At 69.6% G+C, this 25,109-nt stretch carries 29 protein-coding genes and 1 pseudogene; 22 read left to right on the top strand and 8 right to left on the bottom strand.

Translation table 11 applies throughout. The features are described 5' to 3' along the window. Window positions 1–78 precede the first annotated feature (78 nt). From AB0N27_RS26345 to AB0N27_RS26360, 4 genes are read right to left on the bottom strand one after another with little or no spacing between them, the layout of a single operon-like run. Window positions 79–1,065, bottom strand: a complete 987-nt coding sequence (locus tag AB0N27_RS26345; protein ID WP_364375185.1) for an ABC transporter permease — start codon at window positions 1,063–1,065, stop codon at window positions 79–81. A gap of 10 nt (window positions 1,066–1,075) precedes the next feature. Continuing rightward, window positions 1,076–2,083 carry an ABC transporter permease gene (locus AB0N27_RS26350; protein WP_364375188.1) on the bottom strand — a complete coding sequence of 336 codons (1,008 nt, stop codon included), beginning with the start codon at window positions 2,081–2,083 and terminating at the stop codon, window positions 1,076–1,078. Then, a complete protein-coding gene (locus AB0N27_RS26355) occupies window positions 2,080–3,114 on the bottom strand; it encodes a dipeptide ABC transporter ATP-binding protein (protein ID WP_364375191.1) in 1,035 nt (344 codons plus the stop codon). The genes AB0N27_RS26350 and AB0N27_RS26355 overlap by 4 nt, the downstream gene beginning before the upstream one ends. Further along, a complete protein-coding gene (locus AB0N27_RS26360) occupies window positions 3,111–4,166 on the bottom strand; it encodes an ABC transporter ATP-binding protein (protein WP_364375647.1) in 1,056 nt (351 codons plus the stop codon). Before AB0N27_RS26360 ends, AB0N27_RS26355 begins: the two co-directional genes overlap by 4 nt. Before the next feature lie 269 nt (window positions 4,167–4,435). Here AB0N27_RS26360 and AB0N27_RS26365 point away from each other — a divergent pair, with 269 nt between their 5' ends. The 6 genes from AB0N27_RS26365 (at window position 4,436) to AB0N27_RS26390 (ending at window position 11,932) form a co-directional block, all read left to right on the top strand. Further along, window positions 4,436–4,984, top strand: coding sequence for a Uma2 family endonuclease (locus AB0N27_RS26365; protein ID WP_364375650.1), 549 nt, complete (start codon window positions 4,436–4,438; stop codon window positions 4,982–4,984). A 32-nt stretch (window positions 4,985–5,016) separates the two neighbouring features. After that, the gene (locus tag AB0N27_RS26370) at window positions 5,017–6,453 is read left to right on the top strand and encodes a TldD/PmbA family protein (protein WP_364375194.1); all 1,437 of its coding nucleotides are present in this window, start codon (window positions 5,017–5,019) and stop codon (window positions 6,451–6,453) included. A gap of 20 nt (window positions 6,454–6,473) precedes the next feature. Then, window positions 6,474–7,856: a metallopeptidase TldD-related protein gene (locus AB0N27_RS26375; protein WP_364375653.1), complete on the top strand. Its 1,383-nt coding sequence runs from the start codon at window positions 6,474–6,476 to the stop codon at window positions 7,854–7,856. A gap of 264 nt (window positions 7,857–8,120) precedes the next feature. Then, a complete protein-coding gene (locus AB0N27_RS26380; protein ID WP_364375197.1) occupies window positions 8,121–8,927 on the top strand; it encodes a hypothetical protein in 807 nt (268 codons plus the stop codon). Window positions 8,928–8,939: 12 nt separating this feature from the next. Then, complete coding sequence (locus tag AB0N27_RS26385; RefSeq protein ID WP_357988123.1) at window positions 8,940–10,868, top strand: fumarate reductase/succinate dehydrogenase flavoprotein subunit; 1,929 nt, start codon at window positions 8,940–8,942, stop codon at window positions 10,866–10,868. Next, a complete protein-coding gene (locus AB0N27_RS26390; RefSeq protein ID WP_364375201.1) occupies window positions 10,865–11,932 on the top strand; it encodes a succinate dehydrogenase/fumarate reductase iron-sulfur subunit in 1,068 nt (355 codons plus the stop codon). Before AB0N27_RS26385 ends, AB0N27_RS26390 begins: the two co-directional genes overlap by 4 nt. Before the next feature lie 60 nt (window positions 11,933–11,992). Here AB0N27_RS26390 and AB0N27_RS26395 read toward each other — a convergent pair whose 3' ends face one another. Next, window positions 11,993–12,433: a (deoxy)nucleoside triphosphate pyrophosphohydrolase gene (locus tag AB0N27_RS26395; protein WP_364375204.1), complete on the bottom strand. Its 441-nt coding sequence runs from the start codon at window positions 12,431–12,433 to the stop codon at window positions 11,993–11,995. A gap of 183 nt (window positions 12,434–12,616) precedes the next feature. Between AB0N27_RS26395 and AB0N27_RS26400 the strand changes: the two genes are divergently transcribed. The 6 genes from AB0N27_RS26400 to AB0N27_RS26425 all read left to right on the top strand — a co-directional run bounded on the left by AB0N27_RS26400 (window position 12,617) and on the right by AB0N27_RS26425 (window position 16,530). Continuing rightward, window positions 12,617–12,925 (top strand): 4a-hydroxytetrahydrobiopterin dehydratase, encoded by a 309-nt coding sequence (locus AB0N27_RS26400; RefSeq protein WP_364375207.1) that lies wholly within the window; start codon window positions 12,617–12,619, stop codon window positions 12,923–12,925. 128 nt (window positions 12,926–13,053) lie between these two features. Then, complete coding sequence (locus tag AB0N27_RS26405) at window positions 13,054–13,377, top strand: hypothetical protein (RefSeq protein WP_364375210.1); 324 nt, start codon at window positions 13,054–13,056, stop codon at window positions 13,375–13,377. Window positions 13,378–13,529: 152 nt separating this feature from the next. Beyond that, the gene (locus tag AB0N27_RS26410) at window positions 13,530–13,892 is read left to right on the top strand and encodes a PH domain-containing protein (RefSeq protein WP_139585517.1); all 363 of its coding nucleotides are present in this window, start codon (window positions 13,530–13,532) and stop codon (window positions 13,890–13,892) included. Window positions 13,893–14,120: 228 nt separating this feature from the next. Further along, entirely contained in the window at window positions 14,121–14,849 is a 729-nt protein-coding gene (locus AB0N27_RS26415) for a class I SAM-dependent methyltransferase (RefSeq protein ID WP_364375214.1), read from the top strand. Window positions 14,850–14,954: 105 nt separating this feature from the next. Continuing rightward, window positions 14,955–15,164 carry a hypothetical protein gene (locus tag AB0N27_RS26420; protein WP_364375217.1) on the top strand — a complete coding sequence of 70 codons (210 nt, stop codon included), beginning with the start codon at window positions 14,955–14,957 and terminating at the stop codon, window positions 15,162–15,164. Between the two features lie 85 nt (window positions 15,165–15,249). Then, on the top strand, window positions 15,250–16,530 hold the full coding sequence (locus AB0N27_RS26425) for an MFS transporter (RefSeq protein ID WP_364375220.1): 1,281 nt from the start codon (window positions 15,250–15,252) through the stop codon (window positions 16,528–16,530). Here AB0N27_RS26425 and AB0N27_RS26430 read toward each other — a convergent pair. Further along, window positions 16,520–16,741, bottom strand: a pseudogene (locus tag AB0N27_RS26430) (hypothetical protein); the annotation flags it as partial. The gene AB0N27_RS26425 and the pseudogene AB0N27_RS26430 overlap by 11 nt on opposite strands. Window positions 16,742–16,806: 65 nt before the next feature. Between AB0N27_RS26430 and AB0N27_RS26435 the strand changes: the two are divergent. Further along, window positions 16,807–17,181 carry a VOC family protein gene (locus AB0N27_RS26435; protein ID WP_364375223.1) on the top strand — a complete coding sequence of 125 codons (375 nt, stop codon included), beginning with the start codon at window positions 16,807–16,809 and terminating at the stop codon, window positions 17,179–17,181. 91 nt (window positions 17,182–17,272) lie between these two features. Continuing rightward, on the top strand, window positions 17,273–18,508 hold the full coding sequence (locus tag AB0N27_RS26440) for a GAF domain-containing SpoIIE family protein phosphatase (RefSeq protein ID WP_364375226.1): 1,236 nt from the start codon (window positions 17,273–17,275) through the stop codon (window positions 18,506–18,508). Window positions 18,509–18,511: 3 nt separating this feature from the next. Here AB0N27_RS26440 and AB0N27_RS26445 read toward each other — a convergent pair whose 3' ends face one another. Continuing rightward, a complete protein-coding gene (locus AB0N27_RS26445; protein ID WP_364375229.1) occupies window positions 18,512–19,285 on the bottom strand; it encodes a class I SAM-dependent methyltransferase in 774 nt (257 codons plus the stop codon). A 255-nt stretch (window positions 19,286–19,540) separates the two neighbouring features. On the opposite strand from AB0N27_RS26445, the gene AB0N27_RS26450 reads away from it, so the two are divergent. The 3 genes from AB0N27_RS26450 to AB0N27_RS26460 all read left to right on the top strand — a co-directional run bounded on the left by AB0N27_RS26450 (window position 19,541) and on the right by AB0N27_RS26460 (window position 21,466). Next, on the top strand, window positions 19,541–20,131 hold the full coding sequence (locus AB0N27_RS26450; protein ID WP_364375232.1) for a DinB family protein: 591 nt from the start codon (window positions 19,541–19,543) through the stop codon (window positions 20,129–20,131). 142 nt (window positions 20,132–20,273) lie between these two features. Continuing rightward, a complete protein-coding gene (locus AB0N27_RS26455; RefSeq protein WP_364375235.1) occupies window positions 20,274–20,879 on the top strand; it encodes a TetR/AcrR family transcriptional regulator in 606 nt (201 codons plus the stop codon). Continuing rightward, window positions 20,876–21,466 carry a GNAT family N-acetyltransferase gene (locus AB0N27_RS26460; protein WP_364375238.1) on the top strand — a complete coding sequence of 197 codons (591 nt, stop codon included), beginning with the start codon at window positions 20,876–20,878 and terminating at the stop codon, window positions 21,464–21,466. Before AB0N27_RS26455 ends, AB0N27_RS26460 begins: the two co-directional genes overlap by 4 nt. 32 nt (window positions 21,467–21,498) lie before the next feature. Here the strand turns inward: AB0N27_RS26460 and ychF are convergent, their stop codons facing one another. Next, on the bottom strand, window positions 21,499–22,584 hold the full coding sequence (gene ychF, locus AB0N27_RS26465; protein ID WP_364375241.1) for a redox-regulated ATPase YchF: 1,086 nt from the start codon (window positions 22,582–22,584) through the stop codon (window positions 21,499–21,501). A 152-nt stretch (window positions 22,585–22,736) separates the two neighbouring features. On the opposite strand from ychF, the gene AB0N27_RS26470 reads away from it, so the two are divergent. Genes AB0N27_RS26470 through AB0N27_RS26490 form a run of 5 tightly spaced genes read left to right on the top strand, consistent with a single transcriptional unit; the run spans window position 22,737 to window position 25,098 of the window. Beyond that, on the top strand, window positions 22,737–23,159 hold the full coding sequence (locus AB0N27_RS26470; protein ID WP_364375244.1) for a YbaB/EbfC family nucleoid-associated protein: 423 nt from the start codon (window positions 22,737–22,739) through the stop codon (window positions 23,157–23,159). Window positions 23,160–23,163: 4 nt separating this feature from the next. Next, window positions 23,164–23,481 (top strand): hypothetical protein, encoded by a 318-nt coding sequence (locus tag AB0N27_RS26475; protein WP_364375247.1) that lies wholly within the window; start codon window positions 23,164–23,166, stop codon window positions 23,479–23,481. A gap of 8 nt (window positions 23,482–23,489) precedes the next feature. After that, window positions 23,490–23,981, top strand: coding sequence for a hypothetical protein (locus tag AB0N27_RS26480; RefSeq protein ID WP_364375250.1), 492 nt, complete (start codon window positions 23,490–23,492; stop codon window positions 23,979–23,981). Next, window positions 23,978–24,547 carry an exonuclease gene (locus AB0N27_RS26485; RefSeq protein ID WP_364375253.1) on the top strand — a complete coding sequence of 190 codons (570 nt, stop codon included), beginning with the start codon at window positions 23,978–23,980 and terminating at the stop codon, window positions 24,545–24,547. Before AB0N27_RS26480 ends, AB0N27_RS26485 begins: the two co-directional genes overlap by 4 nt. Next, window positions 24,544–25,098, top strand: a complete 555-nt coding sequence (locus AB0N27_RS26490; RefSeq protein WP_357988183.1) for a nucleotidyltransferase domain-containing protein — start codon at window positions 24,544–24,546, stop codon at window positions 25,096–25,098. The genes AB0N27_RS26485 and AB0N27_RS26490 overlap by 4 nt, the downstream gene beginning before the upstream one ends. Window positions 25,099–25,109 lie beyond the last annotated feature (11 nt).

Genomic DNA, 25,109 nt, shown 5'->3' on the forward strand with positions numbered 1-25,109 from the left:
TAAGGAAAAAAACCTACGAGTTGTGTAACAGTTGTCGATAAATTTCGCCATCGACAGGTGCGCTGGCCACCCGGCGGGTCAGCGCAGCCGCACCCGTGGGTCGATGGCCGCGTAGAGCAGGTCCACCAGCACGTTCGCCAACACCACGAAGACGGCGGCGATCAGCACCGTGGCCATGATCGTGGGTAGGTCACCCGAGCGCACCGCGTCCACCGCCGTACGCCCCAACCCCTGGATGCCGAACGTCGTCTCGGTGATCACCGTGCCGCCGAGTGCCCCGCCCACGTCCAGCCCCGCGATGGTCACCACCGGGGTGATCGCCGCGCGCAACGCGTGCCGCCCGTACACCTTGGGTTTGGCCAGGCCCTTGGCCCGCGCGGTGCGGACGAAGTCCTCGGACAGCGTCTCCAACATCTGCGCCCGGGACAGCCGCGCGTAGATGGCCGAGAAGAGGAAGGCAAGCGCCACCCAGGCGAGCACCAGCCCACTGGCCCACTTCGCCGGATTGTCGAAGATCGAGGTGTAGCTGGGCACCGGCAGCCAACGCAGGTTGTAGACGAAGATCAGTAGCAGCACCGCGCCCACGAAGTAGAGCTGCAACGAGGCTCCGGTGAGCGAGAAGCCGATGGCCGCGCGGTCCAGCCAGGTGCCCCTACGCAACGCGGAGACCATGCCGAGGCCAACCCCGAGCAGCAGCCAGAGGATCGCCGCCGGGATGACGATGCTCAGCGTCACCGGGAGCACCCGGGCGATGGTGTCCGAGACGGCCTCGTTCGTGACGTACGACCAGCCCAGGCACGGCGCGTCGCACCTGCCGCCCTGGGCGCTGCCCAGGTCGCGTCCGGTGACGATGCCCTTCATGTAGCCGGCGTACTGGGTGATCAGCGGATCGTTCAGACCCAGGTCGTCGCGGACCCGCTCCAGCCGCTCCGGATTGCAGTTCTTCGAGCAGATGCTGGTGACCGGGTCACGCGGCAGTGCGAAGAACATCAGGAACGTCAGCACACTCACCGCGAACAGGGTCAGCGTGGCGGAGAAGAGTCGCTTGAGTAGAAATCGCGCCATGATTTGACCCCTACCGGGACGACTTCGGGTCGAGCGCGTCTCGCAACGCGTCACCGAAGAGGTTGAAGGCGAACACCAGCGCGAAGATCGTGATGCCCGGGAAGAACACGTACGCCGAGTCGGTCTGGAGGAAGTTCAGACTGCGGTAGATCATCCGGCCGAAGCTCGGCGTCTCGTCGCTCAGGCCGACGCCGATGAACGACAGGGCGGCCTCGCTGGTGATGAACTGTGGCACCGCCAGGGAGAACGACACCAGGATCGGCGCCCAGATGTTCGGCAGCAACTGCCGGAAGATGATGTGCCCCAGCCCGGCCCCGCTGGCCTTCGCCGCCTCCACGAACTCCCGCTCGCGCAGCGCGATCACCTGCCCGCGGACCAGGCGGGCCGTGCTGGTCCAGCCGAAGATGGCGAAGACGCCGATCAGCACACCCACGCCGAAGGCCGCGGACACCTGCCCCCGCTCGCCGTAGAAGCGCAGCGTGACAGTGGGGGTGAGCGCCAGCGCGATGATCAGGAAGGGCATGGCGAGCGTCAGGTCGGTGATCCAGTTGATCACCGCATCGAGCCAGCCGCCGAGGTAGCCGGCGAGCGCGCCGAGCACGACACCGATCGTCGCGGTGATCAACGCGGCGGCGAACGCGATGAACAGCGAGGTCCGCAGCCCGTACACCAACCGGATGAAGATGTCCCGGCCGAGCCCGGGCTCCACGCCGAACCAGTGGTCCCCGCTGACACCACCCGCGTAGCCCAGCGGCATCCCGAAACCGTCGAGCAGGTTCTGGAACTGCTCCCGCGGGCCGATCCCGTAGACCATCTCGATCAGCGGGGCGGACAACCCCAACACCATGAAGAAGACCAGGAGTACGCCGCTGACCAGAGCCGTCCGGTCGCGACGCAGCCGCAGCCAGGCGAGCTGACCGGGCGACCGACCGACGACCCCCTTGGTCGCGGGCTCGCCCACGCCGTCGCCGGACTCGATCTCGGCAAGCGCCACACCCTCCACCGGAGACAGGCTCACGGCGACACCTCCTCGATCTGAGTGACCGACCCCTCGACCTCGGGGCTCGTGCCGGCTGCTCCCTCTTCCGGGAAGTGACACGCGGTGGCTTGTCTGCCCCCGTCGCGCGGGACCAGCGCCGGCTCCTCGGTGGCGCAGACGTCCTGCGCCTTCCAGCAGCGGGTGCGGAACCGGCACCCCGACGGCGGGTCCAGCGGGGTGGGCACGTCACCGGCCAGCCGGATCCGGCCAGCCGGGCCGAGCTGGGTGACGTCCGGGATCGCCGAGAGCAACGCCCGGGTGTACGGGTGCTGCGGGCGCTCGTAGATGTCCGCCCGGTCGCCGATCTCCACGATCCGGCCCAGGTACATGACCGCGACCCGCTGGCAGAAGTGCCGCACCACGGCCAGGTCGTGCGCGATGAACACGAAGGCCAGGCCGAGCTCCCGTTGCAGGTCGCGCAGCAGGTTGACGACCTGCGCCTGGATCGAGACGTCAAGCGCGGACACCGGTTCGTCGGCGACGATCAGCTTGGGCCGCAGGGCCAGCGCGCGGGCGATGCCGATGCGCTGGCGCTGCCCGCCGGAGAACTCGTGCGGGTACCTGTTGTAGTGCTCCGGGTTCAACCCGACCAGCTCCAGCAGCTCCTGCACCCGCGCCTTGATCCCACCCGGCGGCTTGATCCCGTTGACCTGCAACGGCATCGCCACGATCCGGCCCACCGTGTGCCGGGGGTTCAACGAGGCGTACGGGTCCTGGAAGATGATCTGGAGTTCCTGACGCAGCGGGCGCAACTCCCGGCGGCCGGCGCGGGTGATGTCCCGCCCGCCGAACTCGATGGTGCCGGCCGTCGGCTCCAGCAACCGCACCAGCATCCGACCGGTGGTGGTCTTGCCGCAGCCCGACTCCCCCACCAGACCCAGCGTCTCGCCCGGTCGCACGTCGAAGTCGAGCCCGTCGACCGCCCGCACCAGACCGGTGCCGCGCAGCCCCTGACGTACCGGGAAGTGCTTCGTCAGCCCGCGTACCCGCAGCAGTGGTTCGTCACTCATCGGGCCACCCCCACGGATGCGACGTCCTCGGCGTAGCGCTCGGCGCGCTCCTCGGCGCTCAGGTGACAGGCGACCAGGTGACCGTCCGCGCCGGCGGGGCGCAGCTCGGGCACCTCGGTGCGGGACCGGTCGCCGTTGCGGTCCGCGTAGCGGCAGCGCGGGTGGAAGGCGCAGCCCGGCGGCAGGTTGATCAGGCTGGGCGGGTTGCCGGGAATCGGCACCAGGTCCGCGTCCGCGTCGCCGTGCAGCGACGGCACGCTGGAGAGCAACCCCCAGGTGTACGGATGCTGCGGCGACCGGAGCACCTGCTCGACGCTTCCCCGCTCGACGGCCCGTCCGCCGTACATCACCAGGACGTCGTCGGCGACCTGGCCGACCACGCCGAGGTCGTGGGTGATCAGGATGATCGCGGAGTGGAACTCGGCCTGGAGGTCGGCGAGCAGGTCCAGGATCTGCGCCTGGACGGTGACGTCAAGCGCGGTGGTCGGCTCGTCGGCGATCAGCAGCGCCGGGTCGTTGACGAGCGACATCGCGATCATCGCCCGCTGGCGCATGCCGCCGGAGAACTCGTGCGGGTACTGGTCGAAGCGGCGGGCCGGCTGCGGGATGCCCACCCGGTCCAGCATGTCCACCGCCCGCTGGCGGGCCTCACGCCGGTCGGCCTTCGGGTGGTGCACCCGGTACGCCTCGGCGATCTGCCGGCCGACGGTGTAGTAGGGGTGCAGCGCGGAGAGCGGATCCTGGAAGATCATCGCCATGTCCCGGCCGCGCAGCCGGCGTACCTCCTCGTCGCCGAGGCCGACCACCTGCCGGCCACCGACGGAGATCTCGCCGGTGACGGTGGTCCGCTTGGGATCGTGCAGGCCGAGGATGGCGAGCGAGGTGACGCTCTTGCCGGAACCGGACTCGCCGACGATGCCGAGGGTGCGACCCCTGTCGACGGCGAAGGACACCCCGTCGACCGCGCGCACCACGCCGTCCTCGGTGTCGAACCGGACCCGCAGGTCACTCACCCGCAGGTAGGCGTCCTCGTCGGAGCGCTGCGCCGGCACGGCGGGTCGGTCGTCCGGTTCCCCGGACGGCGACGGTTCCGAGCTGTCCACGGCCACCTCCCTCAGTGACGAAGGGAACTTACAGGAAAGTCCCGAGGGTGAAAATAAGCTACAAAGTCGGCACGTGTCAGCGGGGCCGAGCGTAACGAGTCGGCATCGGCCCTGAACACCCCTCACCTCGGGCATTCATGGCCTTGAGCGCACGTCAGGTGCGATCATTGGCCGAGCACTCAGCAGAGGATTCCCGCTGGTACGAGGTGGAGGTGACGATGACAGCGGCGGTGTTCAACCACGAAGGCCCGTGGACCGAAGAGGAGTACCTCGCCCTCGGCGAGACGCAGCAACGCGTCGAACTCTTCGACGGGAGCCTCCACGTGACCCCAGCCCCCACCCCCCGACACCAGAACATCTCCGGCGAACTGCGCGCGGCGCTCCGGGCTCCGGCTCGTGAGGCTGGCCTGCACGTCCTGGAAGCCGTGAACGTCCGCCTCCGGCCCGGCCGGATTCCCATTCCCGACCTCGTGATCACCGGCCCGATCGACTTCGACGAACTCAACGTCGAAGCGGGTGACGTGCGGTTGGTGTGCGAGATCATCTCGCCGAGCAACGCATCCACCGACAAGGTGCTCAAGATGCACTACTACGCCTCCGCCGGAATTGAGTGGTACCTGCTGGTGGAGCAGGCGAATGGCACGCTGCACCTCTACCGTCGGCAAGGCAGCCACTACACCGAGCAGTCCGTGACCAGGCCGGGCGACCTGCTCGTGCTGACCGAGCCGCTGAAGGCCACCATCCGGCCGGAAGATCTGCTCCCCTGACGGGTGTCGGTCGGCTGGCCTAGGGTCGGTCCATGACCGAGTTCGACGCGGCCAGCGCCGCCGTCCAGGCCGCTCTCGACGCGGGGGCGCGGTACGCCGACGCGCGGGTGATGCACCGCCGCTACGAGTCGATGACGGCGCGCAACGGCGACGTGGAGGAGCTGACCCAGGACGAGAGCATCGGCCTCGGAGTCCGGGCGCTGGTCGGGGCGAGTTGGGGCTTCCACGCCGTACCCGATCTGTCGGACGCCGCCGCCCGCGACGCCGGCCGGCGCGCGACACGGACGGCCATGGCGAGCGCACGCGTGCCCGGCCCGGCGGTCGACCTGGTGCCGGTCGAGGCGTTGACGGCGAGCTGGGCCTCCGGCTGCCAGATCGACCCGCTCGGGGTTCCGCTGTCCGACAAGGGCGATCTGCTGGTCGGCGCGACCCGCACGATGACCGAGCACGGCGCGGACCTGGCCGAGGGCCTGTACCAGATCTGGGACACCGCCAAATGGTTCGTCTCCAGCGAGGGGCACCGGATCGACCAGCGGATCCGCGAGTGCGGTGGCGGCATCTCGGCCACCTCCATCGGCGACGGCGAGACGCAGCGGCGCTCCTGGCCCAGCTACCGGGGGCAGTACGGCACCACCGGATGGGAGCTTGTCGAGTCGCTCGACCTCGCCGCGCACGCCGCGCAGATCGCCGACGAGTCTCGGGCGCTGCTCACCGCGCCGCCCTGCCCGGCCGGCGAGACCGACCTGATCCTCGGCGGCGAGCAGTTGGCCCTTCAGATCCACGAGTCGGTCGGGCACGCCATCGAACTGGACCGGATCCTCGGGTGGGAGGCCGCGTTCGCCGGCACGTCCTGGCTGGACCTGGCCCAGCTCGGCTCGCTGCGCTACGGCTCCGACCTGATGAACATCACAATCGACCCGACCATCCCGGGCGCGCTGGGCAGCTTCGGTTTCGACGACGAGGGCTCCCCCGCGGTCAAGCGGGACGCGGTCCGCGACGGTCGCTGGGTGGGTGTGCTCGCCGGCCGCGACTCGGCGGCCATGGCAAGCCTCGACTACGGCGGCAGCGTACGGGCCGACGGGTGGGCCCGGCTACCGATGGTGCGGATGACGAACGTCGGCCTGGAACCCGGCCCGCACACCCTGGAGGAGATCATCGCGGCGACCGACGACGGTGTCCTGATGGACCTCAACCGGTCCTGGTCGATCGACGACAAGCGGCTCAACTTCCAGTTCGGCTGTGAGGTCGGCTGGGAGATCAAGAAGGGCCGGCGGGGGCGGATGCTGCGCAATCCCACGTACACCGGGATCGGGCCGCTGTTCTGGCGCTCGATGGACATGCTCTCCGGCGAGATGGTGCCCTGGGGCACCCCGAACTGCGGCAAGGGCCAGCCCGGCCAGATCGGGCACACCGGCCATCCGGCGGCGCCGGCCCGCTTCCGCAACGTCCGGGTAGGAGTGTCAGCGTGAGCGGGTCGGGCGAGCTGGAGTTGGCCGGGCAGGTCGTCGAGCTGGTCCGGCGGCTCGGTGGGCCGGGCGCGCAGGCCGAGGCGGTGGTGACCCGGGCCGATCTGGCGCTCACCCGGTTCGCCAACTCGGCCATCCACCAGAACGTCTCCGAGTCGACAGTCGGTGTCCGGCTGCGGCTGTACCTGGACGGGCGGACCGCCGCCGGCAGCGGCAGCGTGGTGACCTCCGACGGGCTGCGCGCGCTGGTCGAGCGCACCCTGGCCGCCGCGCGACTCGGCCCGCTCGACCCGGCCTGGCCGGGCCTGGCGCCGCCCACGCCCGTGCCTGTGGCGCCGCCCGTCGACGAGGCGACCGCGTACGCCGAGCCGGATCAGCGGGCCGACCGGGTGGGCGCGTTCGTAGCCGCCGCCGGGGGCCTGAGCACCGCCGGTTACTGCCGTACCGCGCACCGGTCGTCGGCGTTCGCCAACTCGGCCGGGCATTCGGCGTACGGCCGCTGCGCGGACGCCGCGATGGACGGCATCGCCCGCCGCGACGGCGCGGACGGGGTGGCACGGCGTTACGCCGACCGGCTGTCCGACCTCGACGGCGCCGAGCTGGGCGCGCACGCCGCCGCGAAGGCGCAGGCAGCGGTCGACCCGGTCGAACTGCCGCCGGGGCGGTACGAGGTGGTGTTCGAGCCGGCCGCAGTGGCGGACCTGTTGCAGAACCTGTCCTGGTACGGCTTCAACGGCAAGCGGTACGTCGAGCGGCAGTCCTTCGCCGAGCCGGGCGTGGCCCAGTTCGACAGGTCGGTGACCCTGGTGGACGATCCGTTGGGCGCGTCGGGGCTGCCGTTCGACGCCGAGGGCACCGGTCGGCGGGCACTGACCCTGGTCGAGGCGGGCACCACCCGCGCGGTGGCGCACGATCGGCGGACGGCCGTCGAGGCGGGTGCGGAGTCCACCGGGCACGCCGTCGCCGGTGGCGCCACCTGGGGTCCGATGGCCCACAACCTGCGCCTGTCCGGCGCGGTGGCTGGTCCGGTAAGCGCGGCGGGCCGGAGCACCACAGGCGCGGCGGCCGGCGCGGTCGGCGACGCGGACACCGCCGCGCTGGTCGCCGGGGTACGCCGGGGGCTGCTGGTGAGCGATCTCTGGTACACGAGGGTGCTCGACCCGAAGAGCCTGGTGGTCACGGGGTTGACCCGCAACGGGGTCTGGCTGATCGAGGACGGCGCTGTCGTACGGGCGGTCCGTGACCTGCGGTTCACCGAGTCGTACCCCCGGGCGCTCGGGCCGGGCGCGGTGCTCGGGCTGGGCGCGCGGCCGGTGCTCCAACCGGACCGGGTGGACGGTTCCTGGTGGGCCGCGCCCCCGGTGCGGCTGGCGTCCTGGCACTTCACCGGGGGTGCCTCCGGGTGAGCCGGCCGGGCGGACAGTGACGTTCTTAACAACGGGCCATCGATCGGCGTGCCAGGGCTTTTCCGCAGGCCAGACACACGGGACACTCCCTTGCGCGGACGGCTCGGGAAGATCGGCGTAACGTGTGTCACTTAGCTGCGTCGGTCGATCCGACGTGGTCGTTGGTGTGCGCATGACGTGGCAGCGGGTGCGGGTTCGCCGGTCCGCGTGCCGACCGGAGAAAGTTCAGCCCGCCCGTACGGGCCCGTCGAGGAGACGACTCGAATGACTTCAACGGCAACGAGGCCGCGGGGAGCGCGGGCGCGCGCCGCCATCGCGGCGAAGACGTTGCGTACCGACCGCTGGTGGTTCGCCCCGCTGATCACGGTGATCGGGCTCAGCGCCTGGGTCGCGTACGCGACGGTCCGGGTCTTCATGCACAAGTGGTACTGGGTGGACCAGTTCCACTACCTGACCCCGTTCTACTCCCCGTGCGTGACCGACAGGTGCGTCGAGGAAGCCTCGCACTTCGGCCGGTTCCTGCCCGGCTGGTGGATCATCCCGGACGCCGCGCTGACCCTGCCGTTCCTGCTGCTGTTCCGGCTCACCTGCTACTACTACCGCAAGGCGTACTACCGGTCGTTCTGGCTGTCCCCGCCGGCCTGCGCCGTCCCGGACGGGCACAAGGAGTACAGCGGTGAGACGCGTTTCCCGCTGCTCGGGCAGAACCTGCACCGCTACTTCTTCTACGCCGCCGCGATCATCTCGCTGATCAACACCTGGGACGCGATTCTCGCCTTCCACTCGCCGAAGGGCTTCGGCTTCGGGCTGGGCAACGTCATCCTCGTGCTCAACGTGGTGATGCTCTGGGCGTACACGATCTCCTGCCACTCCTGCCGGCACATCATCGGCGGTCGGCTCAAGCACTTCTCCAAGCACCCGGTGCGGTACAAGGCCTGGACGTTCGTCTCGGCGTTGAACGTCCGGCACATGCAGCTCGCCTGGATCACCCTCGGCACCCTGGCGCTCGCCGACTTCTACATCATGGCGCTCGCGGCCGGCTGGTTCTCCGACCTGCGGTTCATCAACTAAAGGGCCCCTGACATGACCACTACCACTCGCATCGAACGACACCACTACGACGTCGTCGTCATCGGGGCCGGCGGCGCCGGTCTGCGCGCGGCGATCGAGGCCCGACTCGCCGGCAAGAAGACCGCGATCATCTCCAAGTCGCTGTTCGGCAAGGCGCACACGGTGATGGCCGAGGGCGGCGCCGCAGCCGCGATGGGCAACGTGAACAGCCGGGACAACTGGCAGGTGCACTTCCGCGACACCATGCGCGGCGGCAAGTTCCTGAACAACTTCCGGATGGCCGAGCTGCACGCGAAGGAGTCGCCGCAGCGGATCTGGGAGTTGGAGACGTACGGTGCGCTCTTCGACCGCACCAAGGACGGCAAGATCTCCCAGCGCAACTTCGGTGGCCACGAGTACCCGCGCCTGGCGCACGTGGGCGACCGGACGGGCCTGGAGCTGATCCGCACCCTCCAGCAGAAGATCGTCTCGCTTCAGCAGGAGGACCACCGGGAGTTCGGCTCGTACGACGCCCGGATCAAGGTGTTCTCCGAGACGACGATCACCGAGCTGCTGCTCGACGGTGACCGGGTCGCCGGGGCGTTCGGCTACTACCGGGAGTCGGGCGAGTTCATCCTCTTCGAGGCGCCGGCGGTCGTGCTGGCCACCGGTGGCGTCGGACGCTCCTACAAGGTCACCTCGAACTCGTGGGAGTACACCGGGGACGGGCACGCGTTGGCGCTGCGCGCCGGGGCGACGCTGATCAACATGGAGTTCCTCCAGTTCCACCCGACAGGCATGGTCTGGCCGCCGTCGGTGAAGGGCATCCTGGTCACCGAGTCGGTGCGCGGTGACGGTGGCGTCCTGAAGAACTCCGAGGGCAAGCGGTTCATGTTCGACTACGTCCCCGACGTCTTCCGCAAGCAGTACGCGGAGACCGAGGAGGAGGCGGACCGCTGGTACACCGACCCGGACAACAACAGGCGTCCGCCCGAGCTGCTGCCCCGCGACGAGGTGGCCCGCGCGATCAACAGCGAGGTCAAGGCCGGTCGGGGCTCCCCCGCCGGTGGTGTCTTCCTGGACATCGCGAGCCGGCGTTCGGCCGACGAGATCCGCCGCCGACTTCCGTCGATGTACCACCAGTTCAAGGAGCTGGCCGACGTCGACATCACGGCCGAGCCGATGGAGGTCGGGCCGACCTGCCACTACGTGATGGGCGGCGTCGAGGTGGACCCGGACTCGGGTGCCGCCTTCGGCCACGTACGCGGGCTGTTCGCCGCCGGTGAGGTCTCCGGCGGTATGCACGGCTCCAACCGGCTGGGCGGCAACTCCCTGTCCGACCTGCTGGTCTTCGGCAAGCGGGCGGGTGGGCACGCGGCGAGCTACGCCGACGGTCTGGCCGCCCGGCCGAAGGTGGCCGTGGACGCGGTCGAGGCCGCCGTGGAGACCGCTCTGGCGCCGTTGCAGCGCGACACCGGCGAGAGCCCGTACACCCTCCAGCAGGACCTCCAGGCCGTCATGGGCGACCTGGTCGGCATCATCCGGCGCGAGGGCGAGCTGGCCGACGCGCTGGTGCGGCTCGCCGAGCTGCGCGAGCGGGTCGCCAAGGTGAGCGCGGTCGGCGGCCGGCGCTACAACCCGGGCTGGCACCTCGCCCTGGACCTGCGCAACATGCTGGTGGTCTCGGAGTGCACCGCGAAGGCGGCGCTGGAGCGGCAGGAGTCGCGCGGCGGGCACACCCGGGAGGACTACCCGGCGATGGAGCCGAAGTGGCGGCAGGTCAACCTGGTCTGCTCGCTCGACGGCGACACCGTACGACTGACCCGCAAGCCGCTGCCGAAGATGCGACCGGAGCTGATCGGCCTCTTCGACCGGGCCGAGCTGGCCAAGTACCTCACCGACGAGGAGCTCGCCGACTTCGACGCTCTCGTCGCCGACGCTGGAGAGGCGGACAACCGATGAGCGCGAAGCGTCAGTTCCGGATCTGGCGGGGCGACGAGAGCGGCGGCGACCTGCAGGACTACATGGTCGAGGTGAACGAGGGCGAGGTCGTCCTCGACGTCATCCACCGCCTGCAGGCCACCGATGCGCCCGACCTGGCCTGCCGGTGGAACTGCAAGGCCGGCAAGTGCGGCTCCTGCTCCATGGAGATCAACGGCAAGCCGCGGCTGGGTTGCATGACCCGGATGTCGACATTCGGCGAGGACGAGACCGTCACGGTCACCCCGCTGCGCACCTTCCCGGTCATCCGGGACCTGGTCACCGACGTCTCGTTCAACTACGAGAAGGCACGGGAGACGCCCGCGTTCGCCCCGCCGGCGGACGTCACCCCTGGTGACTACCGGATGCAGCAGGTCGACGTGGAGCGCTCGCAGGAGTTCCGCAAGTGCATCGAGTGCTTCCTGTGCCAGACCGTGTGCCACGTGATCCGCGACCACGACGAGAACAAGCAGGCGTTCTCCGGCCCGCGGTACTTCATCCGGGCGGCCGAGCTGGACATGCACCCGCTGGACACCCGGACCGACCGCAAGGAGTACGCCCAGGCCGAACAGGGCCTCGGATTCTGCAACATCACCAAGTGCTGCACCGAGGTCTGCCCGGAGCACATCAAGATCACCGACAACGGGATCATCCCCATGAAGGAACGGGTCGTCGACCGCAGGTACGATCCCCTTGTGTGGCTTGGTAGCAAGATCTTCCGGCGGGGCGAGACGCCCCAGACCAGCGTGACCACCGCCCGTCAGGGCTCGGCGACGTCGTCGGGCGCGACCCGGGGCGGGGTCCACTCGCACGCGGGTGGCTCCCACGACCCCCGGGCCGAGGCGCAGGCACAGAGCGGCGTCAACTGGGATCGGGAGGTGCCCCACCCGACGGCTCCGGCGGTCGACGACCGGGGGAGGCTGCCGCTGACCGAGCTCACCTTCGACCGGGCCGCCGCGCCGTCGCCGTTCGGCGACGACGTGACCTTCCCGCTGCCTCCGGAGCACCTGAACTTCGCCCACCCGGAGCAGGACGACAAGCACTGATCACCCGAACGACAACGGGGGCCGCGGCACCAGCCGCGGCCCCCGTCCCGTTCCGGGAGGTCAGCGCTTTTTCAGGTGGGGGCGGAGGGCCGCGACGATGGGGGCGTCGGCGGGGAGCCAGGTGACCGAGCCCAACTCGTCGGCGGTGAGCCAGCGCAGCGCCTCGTGCTCCAGGGCCTGCGGCTCGTCAGCACCGACCAGGCGGGCCGCGTACACCTTGAGCACCGAGCGTCCGTGGGCCATCCGCACGTTGCGGCCGACCCGGTCGCCGATCTCGACGCGTACGGCAAGCTCCTCGGCGCACTCCCGGATCAGCGCCTCGGTCTCACCCTCCCCCGGCTCGACCTTTCCGCCGGGGAACTCCCACATGCCCGCCACCTCGGGTGGGGCGGAACGCGCACAGGCGAGCACCCGCCCGTCCCGGATGATCGCCGCTCCCACGATCACCTTCAGGTCCCGTCGTTCGGTCTGCCCGCCGCCATTCGCCCGTTCGGTCCGCACGGGCGTCCAGGGTGCCAGATCAATCGGCGGTTTGGGTACCGTAACCGGCCGCTAGGCCAGGAGAACCCGGAAGTGTGGGCGTGGACACCCCTTCCGAGCGACGACAGACTAGAGGGCACCGACAAGGCACGGGATGGCGACGATTTGGCCACAAGCCGGCAACGACGCTTGGGGGGTGCGGTGATGCGCGTGCTGTTCAACAGCCGGTCCAAGCACGACTACCTTTCCGACGCGTTGACCTTGCTAACTGGTTGGACGCGGGAAGGCGAGCAGATCCGCCGGACTCTGGTGATCGACGATACCCAACACGCGGCGCTCACCGAACGCGTGAAGGTGGTCGCCGACGCGCTGCACCTGCGCCCCGAGATCAGCCGGCGGTCCGACAGCACCCAGATCCGCGTCGGGCACGGCAACGGGGAGCCGCTGACCGAGGGCGAGGTCCTGCTGGCTGCCCGCATCGAGGACGCGTACCGGGCGGTCACCGAGTCCTGAGTTTCCTGAGTGGTTGCTGAGATGTACGGGTTTCGCGAAAGGCGCTCGGGGTACCAATCCGGTGCGGGAGCAGACAACCGCCCCCTACCGGAGATACCCCTCTGATATAGCGCATTTCAGGAGCTGACATGACCACGCCCACGCAGAATCGCGCCAACGACCACGTCGAGCACGCCGGCCAGCACGACGTCCACCGCGTCCACCGCCACGGCGACGAGACCAAGCCGTCCTGGAAGACCACCGAGCTGGCTGTCTACGTGCTGGCCGTGATCGGCGTGCTGATCGCCTCGAACGCCGTCGGCGACGGCGCCGCGAACAACGGCGCCGACTACTTCGCCGCCGACAAGGCCTGGTGGTACATCACCCTGCTGACCATCGGTTACCTGGTGAGCCGCGGTCTGGCCAAGTCGGGCAGCCGCAGCACCAGCCACGACCCCCGCAACGACCACTGACGTACCGCCGCTCCCCCGAAGCCCCGCGCTTCCCGCTCTCCGGCGGGTGGCGCGGGGCTTTACCATCACCGCCGGCGTCCGCGAGTTCGTCCGCGCCGCCACCGACGCGAACACCGCCGGCCGGCTGGCGCCGGTTTCCTAACCTGGTTCGCATGGCGAACATCGCGTACGACCGCAAGGAGCAGGTCCAGCAGATCCAGAGCGGACTGCTCGACGGTGAGCAGATCATCGCCGTCTACGACGCCGTCGGCACCGGCACCGGGTTCATCGGGCTGACCGACCGGCGGGTGATCATCCAGGACCGTTCGTTCGTCGGGAAGCGCTTCGCGATCACCAGCATTCCGTACTCGAAGATCACCAGCGTGAGCGTGGTCAGCAACAAGTCGTGGGGAGGCTCGTTCTTCTCCACCGGCGCCATCGCCATCCACGTCGGCACGCACACCTACGAGGTGGAGTTCCGTGGTGCGCAGAAGAGCCACCACGTGCACAACGTGATCCTGCACCACATCTCCTGACCGTACGACAGCTGAGGGCCCGGCCGGCGTAATTGCCTTGCCGGGCCCCAGCCGTCTCTGGTGTCCTCGGTCGACAGCCGCGCGAAGGGAGCAGCCACCATGCCAGACACGACGAAGTCCCCCGAAACCATCGTCATCCGATCCGAGGAATCGAGACTTCGTGAGCAGATCTGCTCCCCTGACCACGGCGCGGTCACGCGCCACTGACACCAACCCCGGAGGCCGCTGATGTCGGTCTTCGACGATCCCGGCCTCTTCGGCCGGCTGTGGGCCGCCGACTACGACATCGGCAACCCCGACCCGACGTCCGCTGTGGCCTTCCTGGCCGACCTGGCCGACGGCGGGCCGGTCCTCGAACTGGCGATCGGCACCGGCCGTGTCGCGTTGCCCCTTGCCGAACGCGGGCTCACCGTGCACGGCGTGGAGGCGTCCGAGGAGATGATCGCGCAGATGCGGGCGAAACCGGGTGGTGACCAGATCCCGGTGGTCGTCGGCGACATGGCGGACGTACCTGTGGAGGGCGACTTCCGGCTCGCCTACCTGGTCTTCAACACGCTGTTCAACCTGGTGGACGCCGAGCGGCAGGCGGATTGTTTCCGTAACGTCGCGCGGGTGCTGTCGCCGGACGGAGCGTTCGTCATCGAGACGTTCGTGCCGGACCCGCGTAGCTTCGACTCGGACGAGCGGGTGCAGGTGTGGGCCGTCACGGAGGACTCCGCGACGATCCGACTGCATCAGTACGACAGGCCTGCGCAGCGCTTCATCAGGCAGACGATCACGTTCGACAGCGCGGGTGTCCACCTGAAGCCGTTCGCCATGCGGTACGCCTGGCCGCACCAGATCGACGAGATGGCGGAGCGGGCCGGGCTCCGGCTCACCGAGCGGTACGCCGACTGGCACCGACGGCCGTTCACCGCCGACAGCCCGTCGCACATCTCCGTCTACCGCGTCCACTAGCGGTGTGATCGACTCGGGTTCCGGAGACTCGGGTGTCATCGCCACGATGGCACCCCGACCTCAGGAACCCGAGTCGATCTCCCGCCGCCCGAAGGGTGAGATGCCATGAGCAGACGGGCCATCCAGGCGATCCTGGCCGTGTCGGTCGTTCTGATGGTGGCCGGCATCATCCTCAAGGTGACCGGGGACGGCGGCGCCGACACCGCTGGCGGGGCAGCGGTGTCGCTCGCCTCGGTGGGTTCGATCGTGGCCGCCGTCGGCTCGTCCTTCCGGGCCTCCCGTGACGGCGACAGCCGAGACCGGAAGTCCGGCTGAGGCTGGGTCACGTTCCGCCCGAAGCGGAATCTGCTGAGAGCAGCCTCCGCTGGCCGTCGACGGCCGCGTCAGGTCGACTGGCGGCATGTCGTCGAATGCGGTCCGCTTCCCGCGCACCTCGCCGTACTGGCCGGTGCTGAGTCACCCACTGCTGCGGCGGGTCCTGCCCGGGTTGGCGGTGTCCGCGCTGGGTGACGGCATGGCGGTGGTCGCGGTGGCCTGGCTCGCCATCGAACTCGCACCGTCCGGTCAGCGCGGCACCTGGATCGCGCTGGCCATGGCGGCGTACACCCTGCCCAGCGCGGCCGGGACGGTCATCTTCGCCAGGGTGCTGCGCGGCCGCGGCGGTGCCCAACTCGCCGGGTGGGACGCGATCCTACGGGCCTGTGCCCTCGCGGCGATCCCCCTCGCCCACCTCGCCGACGTGCTCAGCGTCGAGCTGTACGTCGTCCTGCTGGCCGTGTCCGCGCTGCTGCACTCGTGGGGGTCCGCCGGACGTTTCACCCTGATCGCCGAACTGCTGCCGCAGCGCCACCACCTGCCGGCCAACGCGGTGCTCGGCACCATCGGAGGGTTCGCCACAATCGTCGGTCCGCCACTGGCGGGCATCCTGATCGGCTGGGTCGGGGCGGTGTGGGTCATCGCCATCGACGCCGCCACCTTCGCCGCGCTGGCACTGACGTACCGCCTCGCACTGCCTCCCGCCGGCAGCGTCGACGGGTACGAGCGCGGCGCCTCGCGTACCGCCGGTTTCGCCGTCATCCGCCGCAACCCCGCGCTGCTGGGTCTCCTGGTGCTGAGTCTGTGGTTCTTCTTCCTCTTCGGACCGGTGTACGTGGCCATGCCGATCCACATCACCGACGACCTGCACGCCTCGGCGACACTGCTCGGCGCCTACTACACCGCGTTCGGCATCGGCGGTCTCACCGGAGGCCTCATCGCCGGGTACCTTCGCCGCTGGCCGCTGCGCGCCACCACCATCGGCATCGTCGTCGCGTTCGGCGTCGCGATGCTGCCCCTCGGCCTGGGCGCACCGATCGGGGTGTCGTTGCCGGCGTTCGCCCTGGCGGGCCTCATCTGGGCGCCGTACATGTCGACGTCGATGGCGCTGTTCCAGCGCAGCGCGTCCGTCGCGCAACTCCCGGCTGTGCTTGCCGCGAACGGCGCCGTCCTCGTGCTGGCGGTGCCGCTGGGGACGATGCTCGGCGGCCCGCTCGTGGGTGCCCTCGGCGCACGCCCGACGCTGCTGCTCTGCGCGGCGGCGATCGTGGCGCTCGGCCTGGTCGCCGGGGGAATCGCGCTCTCCCGGCGGAGCACGCGACCCTCCGGCGACCCGGCCCCCACAGACGTAGGTGTCAGTCGCTGATGCGGGCGTCGTCCGGCGCCGGCCGGCCGCGTTCGATCGCCTCGGCGATCCGCTTGATCCGGCGCAGACGGGCGTCCCAGGTGGCGCCGACCGCCGACAACTGGGCGACCGCGCGGGCGAGTTGCGCCTCGTCGACCTGGTAGTGCCGCTCGCGGCCGGCCGGCTCGGCGTGGATGAGCCCGACCCGGTCCAGGACCGCCAGGTGCTTCGACGCGATGCGCAACCTTTCGTTGCGCCTCCCGGGGTTTGTCGGACCCGGCGCGCAGAATGCCTGCCATGTCTGAGCCAGCTCCGCACCGGCACCACGTCATCGACTACGTCGAGCTTCCGGTGACCGACATTGCCGAGGCCAAGCGCTTCTACGCCGACGCGTTCGGCTGGGAGTTCACCGACTACGGGCCCGGTTATGCGGGCATCCGCAGCCCGCACGGCGACGCCGCGCCCGAGGTGGGCGGCCTCCGTCTGGACCAGGACGTCCGGAGGGGCGGCCCGCTCGTGCTGCTCTACTCCGACGATCTGGACCGGTCGGCGCAGGCCGTGAAGGACGCCGGCGGCCAGGTGACGAACGGGCCGTACGAGTTCCCGGGCGGGCGGCGATTCCACTTCACCGACCCCAGCGGCAACGAGCTGGGCGCCTGGGCCGAGCAGTAGCACGCTGCCAGCCCGGCCGGTCCCACCGGTCGACGCGTTGGTCGACGAACGCGTGACGAGCGGCAGCGGACGACGCGGCTACGATTCTGACGTGGTAGCGACCAGCGGTGTCACGGATGCGGAGCGGTTGCGCCGCATCGAGGCGGTGACCGACGCGACGCTGTCCCGGCTCGATGTCGCCGACCTCTTCGACGAGCTGCTCGACCGGGTCCGCGAACTGCTGCACGTCGACACCGCCGCCATCCTGCTTCTGGACGTGCACGCCCGACAACTCGTGGCCACCGCCGCCAAGGGGTTGGAAGACGAGGTCCGGCAGGCCTTCCGGGTCTCGATCGGCCAGGGCTTCGCCGGCCGGATCGCCCTCACCCGCCAGCCGGTGATCATCGAGTACGTCACCGCCGACAAGGTGGTCAACCCGCTCCTACTGGAGACCGGGGTCCGGTCCCTGCTCGGCGTACCGGTCTTCACGCGCGGTGAACTCATCGGCGTCCTGCACGTCGGGACCCTCACCCCGCGCCGGTTCGCCGCGGACGACGTCCGGCTGCTCGAACTGGTCGCCGACCGGATCGGCGTGGCAAGCCAGGCCCGGGCTCACAGCCTGAACCAGAACGCCGCACTGGCCCTGCAACGAAGTCTGCTCCCCACCGAGTTGCCCAGGGCGCCGAATCTGGAGATGGCCGCCCGGTACGTTCCCGGTCACGTCTCCGGCGTCGGCGGCGACTGGTACGACGTCTTCACCCTCCCATCCGGATGGCTGGGAGTGGTCGTCGGTGACGTGTCGGGGCACGGGTTGCAGTCGGCTGTGGTGATGGGACGGATCCGAAGTGCCCTGCGCGCGTACGCCCTGGTCTCGGACGACCCGGCGGAGGCGCTGACCCTCCTCGACCGGAAGGTCAACCACTTCGAGACCGGCAGCCTCAGCACCGCGATGTACGCGATGATCTCCCCGGACGGCGCGACCATCCGCATCTCCCTGGCCGGGCACCTGAGCCCCGTGCTGGTTGCGCCATCGCAACCCGCCCGTCTGCTCGCCGTACAGGTCGACCCACCGCTGGGCATCGGCTACCGGACGCCGCAGCGGCGCAGCACAACCGTGGACTTTCCGCCCGGCGCGGTGCTCGTCGGCTACACCGACGGGCTCGTCGAACGCCGCGGCGAACTGATCGACACCGGTTTCGCCCGTCTGACGTCTGCGGTTCCCCTCGCCTCTCCCGACACCGTCTGCGCCACAGTCATGACGGCCCTGGACATCGAGAACCCCAACGATGACGTCGCCCTGCTTGTCATCCGTCGAACAGCCCCGGACCCGACCGACCAGGTCAGCTGACCGTCACAGCAGCCGGGCACGCAGCACGGCGGTCAGCATCGGCAGGGTGAACTCGCCGTCGGCGGTTTCGGGCCTGCTGCCGAGGAAATCGCGGACCCGGCCCAGTACGGCATCCCGGTCCGGATCTCCCATGACCAACAGGCCTGCCCGCGTCGCGAGTGTCGCGACGAGGGAGTCGGCGGTGCGGAGCTGCCCGTGCGGGAACTCGACGTGCGTCGGAGAGCCGAACCGGGCGACCATGCCGGCGCCCGGTACCAGCATGTCCGCCGTCGCCGCGCGCCAACTGCTCACCGTGTCACGGGGGCCTATGGCCGCGCTTCCGCTGACGCGTTTAAGGTCGGCGATCCAGTCGATCCGGTCGTCCAGGACGTTCCACAGCCCGGCCAGGACGCCTCCGGGCGCGAGGACCCGGGCGATCTCCGGCCCCGCGACGGCCATGTCGAACCAGTGCATCGCGTTGCCGGCCAGCACGGCGTCGACTGACGCGTCAGGCAATGGGATCGCCTCAGCACTGCCCGGCAGGGCACGGACGGCCGGCAGCGCGTGGCGCAGCTCGGCGAGCATCGCCGGATCGGGTTCGACAGCGACAACCTCCGCACCCAGCGCGACAAGCGTGGCGGACAGTTTGCCGGTGCCGGCCCCGAGGTCGAGCACCCGAGGACCGGGCGCGGGCTCGAGCGCCCACCGCACCGCGTCCGGCGCGTAGTCCGGGCGGTGCTCGGCGTACGCGGTCGCCGCCGCCCCGAACGAGGAGCTGAGCAGAGTCCGGTCGTCCACGCGCCCACCCTACGTCGAGCACCACTGTGGTAGGTGCCCGACGCGAACGGTTCCGCTGGAGAGCGTCAGGATCAGGGACAGCCTCGCCGACTTCTGCGAGACGCACCACTCCCGCCTGCCCCACCAGTATTGGCGGGACCCCATCCCCCGTGCTCGTGAGTACCTGCGCCAGCACATTCCGCCCTGGGTGTAGTTCAGCCCTCCAACGCCCGGGCGGGCAGCGACAGCGGCCGGCGCGTGGCAGGCTCCCCGAGCATGATCGATGATTTCGCGAAGGAGTACCTGCACAGCGATCTGCGAGAGATGCGCGAGGCGCTGCTCTGGAAACTCGACGGACTGTCCGAGTACGACATCCGCCGTCCCCTGACCTCGACCGGAACCAACCTTCTCGGCCTGGTCAAACACCTGTCGATATGGGAGGCCACCTACTTCGGCGAGGTCTTCGACCGACCCTTCCCCGAACCGCTTCCCCGGTGGGACGACGACGCCCTGCGGCAGGGCCTGGACATGTGGGCGACCGAGCAGGAGACGCGCGAGGACATCATCGACCGCTACCGTCGCGTGTGGCAACACTCGGACGCCACGATCACGGCCCTCGCCATCGACGCACCCGGCCGCGCACCCTGGTGGCCGCAACCGGACGTGAAGCTGTTCGCCATCCTGGTCCACATGCTCATCGAGACCAGCCGGCACGTCGGGCACGCCGACATCCTGCGGGAACAGCTCGACGGATCGACCGGGACGATAGCCAGGAGAGCACCCGCCGAACGCGACGCGGCCCTCTGGGAGGCCCGACGCGCCACCATCGAGCGAGCCGCCAGAGCCGCCGACCCCAGCACTGCCTGACAGCGCAGACGGCCGGATTCAGATGTTGAAGCGGAACTCCACCGGGTTCCGTCACAGACCGGCCTCACAACTCAGGGCACCCACTGCCTCCGGGGGCCACCGTCGACTAGAATGAACATTGGTTCACCGAAGGAGGCGATGGGTGAGAACGCCGGAACAGAATCAGGCCCTGAGCGCTGCGACGCGCGAATCGATCGAGCTCGCCGCCGTCCGAGCCTTCGCTCGACACGGTTACGCTGCATCGAGCATCCGACAAATCGCCGAAGAAGCCTCACTCAGCATCGGATCGATCTACCGACACCACGCGAGCAAGGAAGCCCTCTTCGAAGCGCTGCTCGAGCGCGCCTTGACCGGTCTCGCCGCAGCAGTCGGCGGACTCTCGAGAGATGGCGATCCGCTCGCACTGGCCCGCGGATTCACACGCGCGTTCCTCACCGACCTCGCGAGCGACCACGGCCCAGCCGAGTTCTACCGGGTGATCAACCAGGGGTTTCTGACGGATACGCCGCCGGGCACTGCCGCACGGCTGGCGGTTGGCCAACAGGCGTTGTGGAACGCTTTCGCCGACCTGGTGCGGCGGGGCCAAGCCTCGGGACAGTTCGCGGCAGGCGACCCCGTTCAATTGACCGCGTACTACTTCGCGATGCTGTCCGGCATCGCGACCATGCGCCTGGTCAACGAGAAGACACCGATCGATTCAGGCGTCGACATCGCGCTGCGCCTGCTGAGCGCGGAGGGACGTCCATGATCGAGATCAAACGCGGTGACGAGCTCGGCGAGAATTCCCGCCGAGACATTGCCCGAGTCCTCGTCAACGGGTTCGCCGAAGACTTCGAGTACTTTTCAACAGACCCGGAGGTCCTCACAGACGCGTTCGCGCACATGATCATCCTCAAGCGCTTCTACGTGGCGCTCGTCGATGGCCAACCCGCAGGGATTGCCAGCGTGACCGAGGGGGATCAGGAATGCTTTGCACCTTCCCGCCGTGAAATGCAACGTGCACTGGGTCGCTGGCACGGACTGTTCAGCTATGTGATCGTCAGGAGCCAGTTCCTCGGGGCATTCGACGGTGCACGGCACGGCCTCGCGGAGATAGGCTTCGTGACCACCGCGCCGCAGCACCAGGGAAAGGGCGTGGCGACGGCCCTCATGAACCGCGTGCTGCAGCTGCCCTACGACGAGTTCGTGCTTCGCGAGATCAAGGACACGAACACGCCAGCGCTGGCCCTCTACCGCAAGCTCGGATTCCGGGAGTCGCACACGCGCCCGATGAAGTTCGCCAAGCGTGCGGGCTTCTCTGCGTACGTATCGATGAGTCTCAGGACCGGTGAGTAGCGCGAGGGTGCGGCGGGCGCGCCTGACCGCGGTCAGACGTTGAAGCGGAACTCCACCACGTCGCCGTCCTGCATGACGTACTCCTTGCCCTCGATGCGGACCTTGCCCGCCGCCTTGGCCGCCGCCATCGAACCGGCCGCGACCAGGTCGTCGTAGGAGACCACCTCGGCCTTGATGAAGCCGCGCTGGAAGTCGCTGTGGATGACACCCGCGGCCTCCGGCGCGGTCGCGCCGACCGGGACGGTCCAGGCGCGTGCTTCCTTGGGGCCGGCCGTGAGGTACGTCTGGAGGCCGAGCGTGCGGAAGCCGACGCGGACGAGCTGGTTGAGGCCGGGCTCGTTCTGCCCGATCGACTCCAGCAGCTCGCGGGCCTCGTCCTCGGGCAGGTCCACCAGCTCAGACTCGATCTTGGCGTCCATGAAGACGGCCTCGGCCGGGGCGACCAGGGCGCGCAGCTCGTCGAGGAACGTCTCGTTGGCCAGTTCGGCCTCGTCGACGTTGAAGACGTACAGGAACGGCTTGGTGGTGAGCAGGTGCAGCTCGCGCAGGTGCTCCAGCTCGATTTTCGCGGCGGCGGCCCCGGAGTACAGGGTGGTGCCGCCGTCGAGCACCTCGATGGCGGCCTTCGCGGCGGCGACCGCGGCGAGGCGGTCCTTGCGGAGCTTCGCCTCCTTCTCCAGCCGGGGCAGCGCCTTGTCAAGCGTCTGCAGGTCGGCGAGGATCAGCTCGGTATTGATCGTCTCGATGTCGTCGGCCGGGGAGACCTTGCCGTCGACGTGCACCACGTTCGGGTCGGAGAAGGCGCGGACGACCTGGCAGATCGCCGAGGCGTCGCGAATGTTGGCCAGGAAGGCGTTGCCCCGGCCCTGCCCCTTCGACGCGCCACGCACCAGACCGGCGATGTCGACGAACGACACAGGGGCGGGAAGCACCTTCTGCGACGAGAAGATCTCGGCCAGCTTGCCCAGCCGCTCGTCGGGCAGCCCGACCACGCCGACGTTTGGCTCGATGGTGGCGAACGGGTAGTTCGCCGCCAGCACGTCGTTCTTGGTCAACGCGTTGAAAAGCGTGCTCTTGCCGACGTTGGGCAGGCCGACGATGCCGATGGTGAGACTCACGACGGGCCAGCTTACGCCGGTCCCGACCGGGCCGGTCCAGGCGGCTCCGATTCCACCGGGCCGGACGCCGGCCCTGGTCACGACTCGACGGATCCCGACGCTGGGATCCCGTTGCTACCCTCTCGGTGTCGCGTGCGACGTGAGGGGGCGTTGTGGACCAGGTGACCGAATTCGACAGGCTGTTCCAGCAGACCCGACAGGCACTGGCGTCGATGCGTTCCACCGGGCAGGTCCCCGACGGCCTGGACGTCGAGCCGGCACGGGGCACCGGCTCCGCGGCGGGCGGTCAGGTCGAGGTCGTTGCGGTCGGCCAACGCGTCGAGTCGGTGACGGTGGACCCGCGCGCCCTGCGGATGGGCGCCGAGATGCTCGGCGAACAGATCACCCTGGCGGTAAACGCCGCGCTGGACGACCTGCGCCTTGCCGCCGGTGAGGCCGCGGACGCGCCAGCGGTGGACCCGGTGGCGCTGGGCCAGCAGCTCGACGAGTTGCAGAACGAGTCGGTGCGCAGCATGGCGGCGATGACCGACGCGCTCACCGACGCGGTGCGGCGCATCCAGCAGGCAGCGAGGTGATGGCATGCGCGAGGACCTACAGGTGCACCCACCCGCGCTGCGGCAGGGCGGCGGCCACCTGACGACGGTGGCCGAGCAGCTCGCCGCGCAGTGGGAGGCGCTGCGCGCACGGACGGCGTCGATGGGCGACATCTTCGGCGACGACGACGTCGGCGGCCTGATCGGCATGTCGTACCAGGTGGCCGAGGAGATCGCGGCCGAGTGCCTCGGATCGGTCGTCGAAGGGCTGCGCGGCTTCGGTGACGGGCTGAGCCTGATGGCCGACCAGTACGACCTGGTGGAGCAGGACAACGACGCCCAGTTCACGACGATGAGCTGGTAGGCGGCTCGATGGGGATCATGCTGCCCGGCGAACTCGCCGGCCTGCTGAACGAGCTGGGCTACACCTGGCCCAAGTCGGACGAGACGAAGATGTTCGAACTCGGTCAGATGTGGATGGAGATGGCCGAGTCGCTGAACAACGCGGCGGCGGAGGGTACGGCGGCCGCGCAGCGGGTGCTGGACGGCAACCAGGGCGACGCGCTCATCGCGTTCCAGCAGCGCTGGGAGTCGGGAGGCTCGGCGATATCGGTGCTCCGCGACGGCGGCACCGGCGCGCAGATGGTGGCGGCGACGCTGTTCGTGTGCGCGCTGATCGTCCTCGCCCTGAAGATCAACGTGATCGTCCAGCTGATCATCCTGCTGGTGCAGATCATCCAGGCGCTCGCGACGGCCGCGCCGACGTTCGGCGCCTCGCTGCTGGAGATCCCCGTCTTCAAGAAGCTCACCGACATCGTCCTGAACATGCTGATCGACCAGGCCATCGGGGTGGTACTGGGATGACCTCTCCCCTGCCCGAGCTGTATGTCGGCGTCGACGTGGAGGCGGACGGGCCGATCCCCGGGCCGTACAGCATGATCTCGCTGGGTATGGCCGTGGCCGGGCGTCCGGACCTGACGTTCTACACCGAGCTGCGGCCCATCTCCGACGAGTTCGTGCCGGCCGCGCTGGCCGTGTCGGGTCTGGACCGGAACCGCCTGCTGCGCGAGGCGCCGACCGCCGCCGAGGCGATGGCATCGGCGGCGGCCTGGGTCAACGGGCTCCGCCGGATCGGTCGTCCGGTCTTCCTCGCCGCGCCCGCCGTCTGGGACGGCATGTTCGTGCACTGGTACTTCGTACGTTTCGTCGGCCACAGCCCGTTCGGCGCCACCGGGTCCGGAGTGGATCTGCGCAGCTACTGGATGGGGTTGACCGGCAGCGAGTGGGTCCAGACCCGCAAGGGCAAGATCAAGCACGAGCTGGGTCTGCACGACGTGCCACACACCCACCACGCCGGCGAGGACGCCGCCGAGCTGGCGCAGGTCTTCGACGCCGTACTTCGCCGCCGGCAGTCGGGCGGGCCACGATGACCGGCCGTCGGCGGGACCTGCCGGACGGCGCCACCTCTGCCGCCCGGGGCATCGTGGCGCAGGCCGCCCGGAGCATGATGCGGCGGGCCGACGACGTGGCGGGCGAGGCCGCCGAGACGGCGACCACCCGTGCCGCCCGCCAGATCCCGCAGGGCTTCACCGAACGGCAGTGGACCCGCTTCGCCCGGGGCGCCCGGCAGACCCAACGGCAGGCCGGGCTGCCCGACGGCGACCTGGTCGCCCACGGCAGCCGGGTGAAGGGCACCGCCCGCCCGGACTCCGACATCGACGTGGCGCTCATCGTCGACGACAAGACCTTCTTCGACCTCGCCGAACGCTCCCTGGCCCGGGCGCCGGACGGCACCCGGCTGCGCAAGACGATGCTGCGCCGGATCAACGAGAACGGTCAGCTCGCCAGCTTCGACCTGGGCACCGACTTCACCCACCTGCGGCGCGAACTGATGGACACGCACGTACCCCACAAGGTGCAGTTCTCCGTGCTGCGCCGGGGCGGCAAGTTCGACAACGGCCCGTTCCTCCCGCTCGATTGAGCGGATCCGCA

The sequence above is a fragment of the Micromonospora sp. NPDC093244 genome (assembly GCF_040683695.1).
GTDB lineage: Bacteria > Actinomycetota > Actinomycetes > Mycobacteriales > Micromonosporaceae > Micromonospora.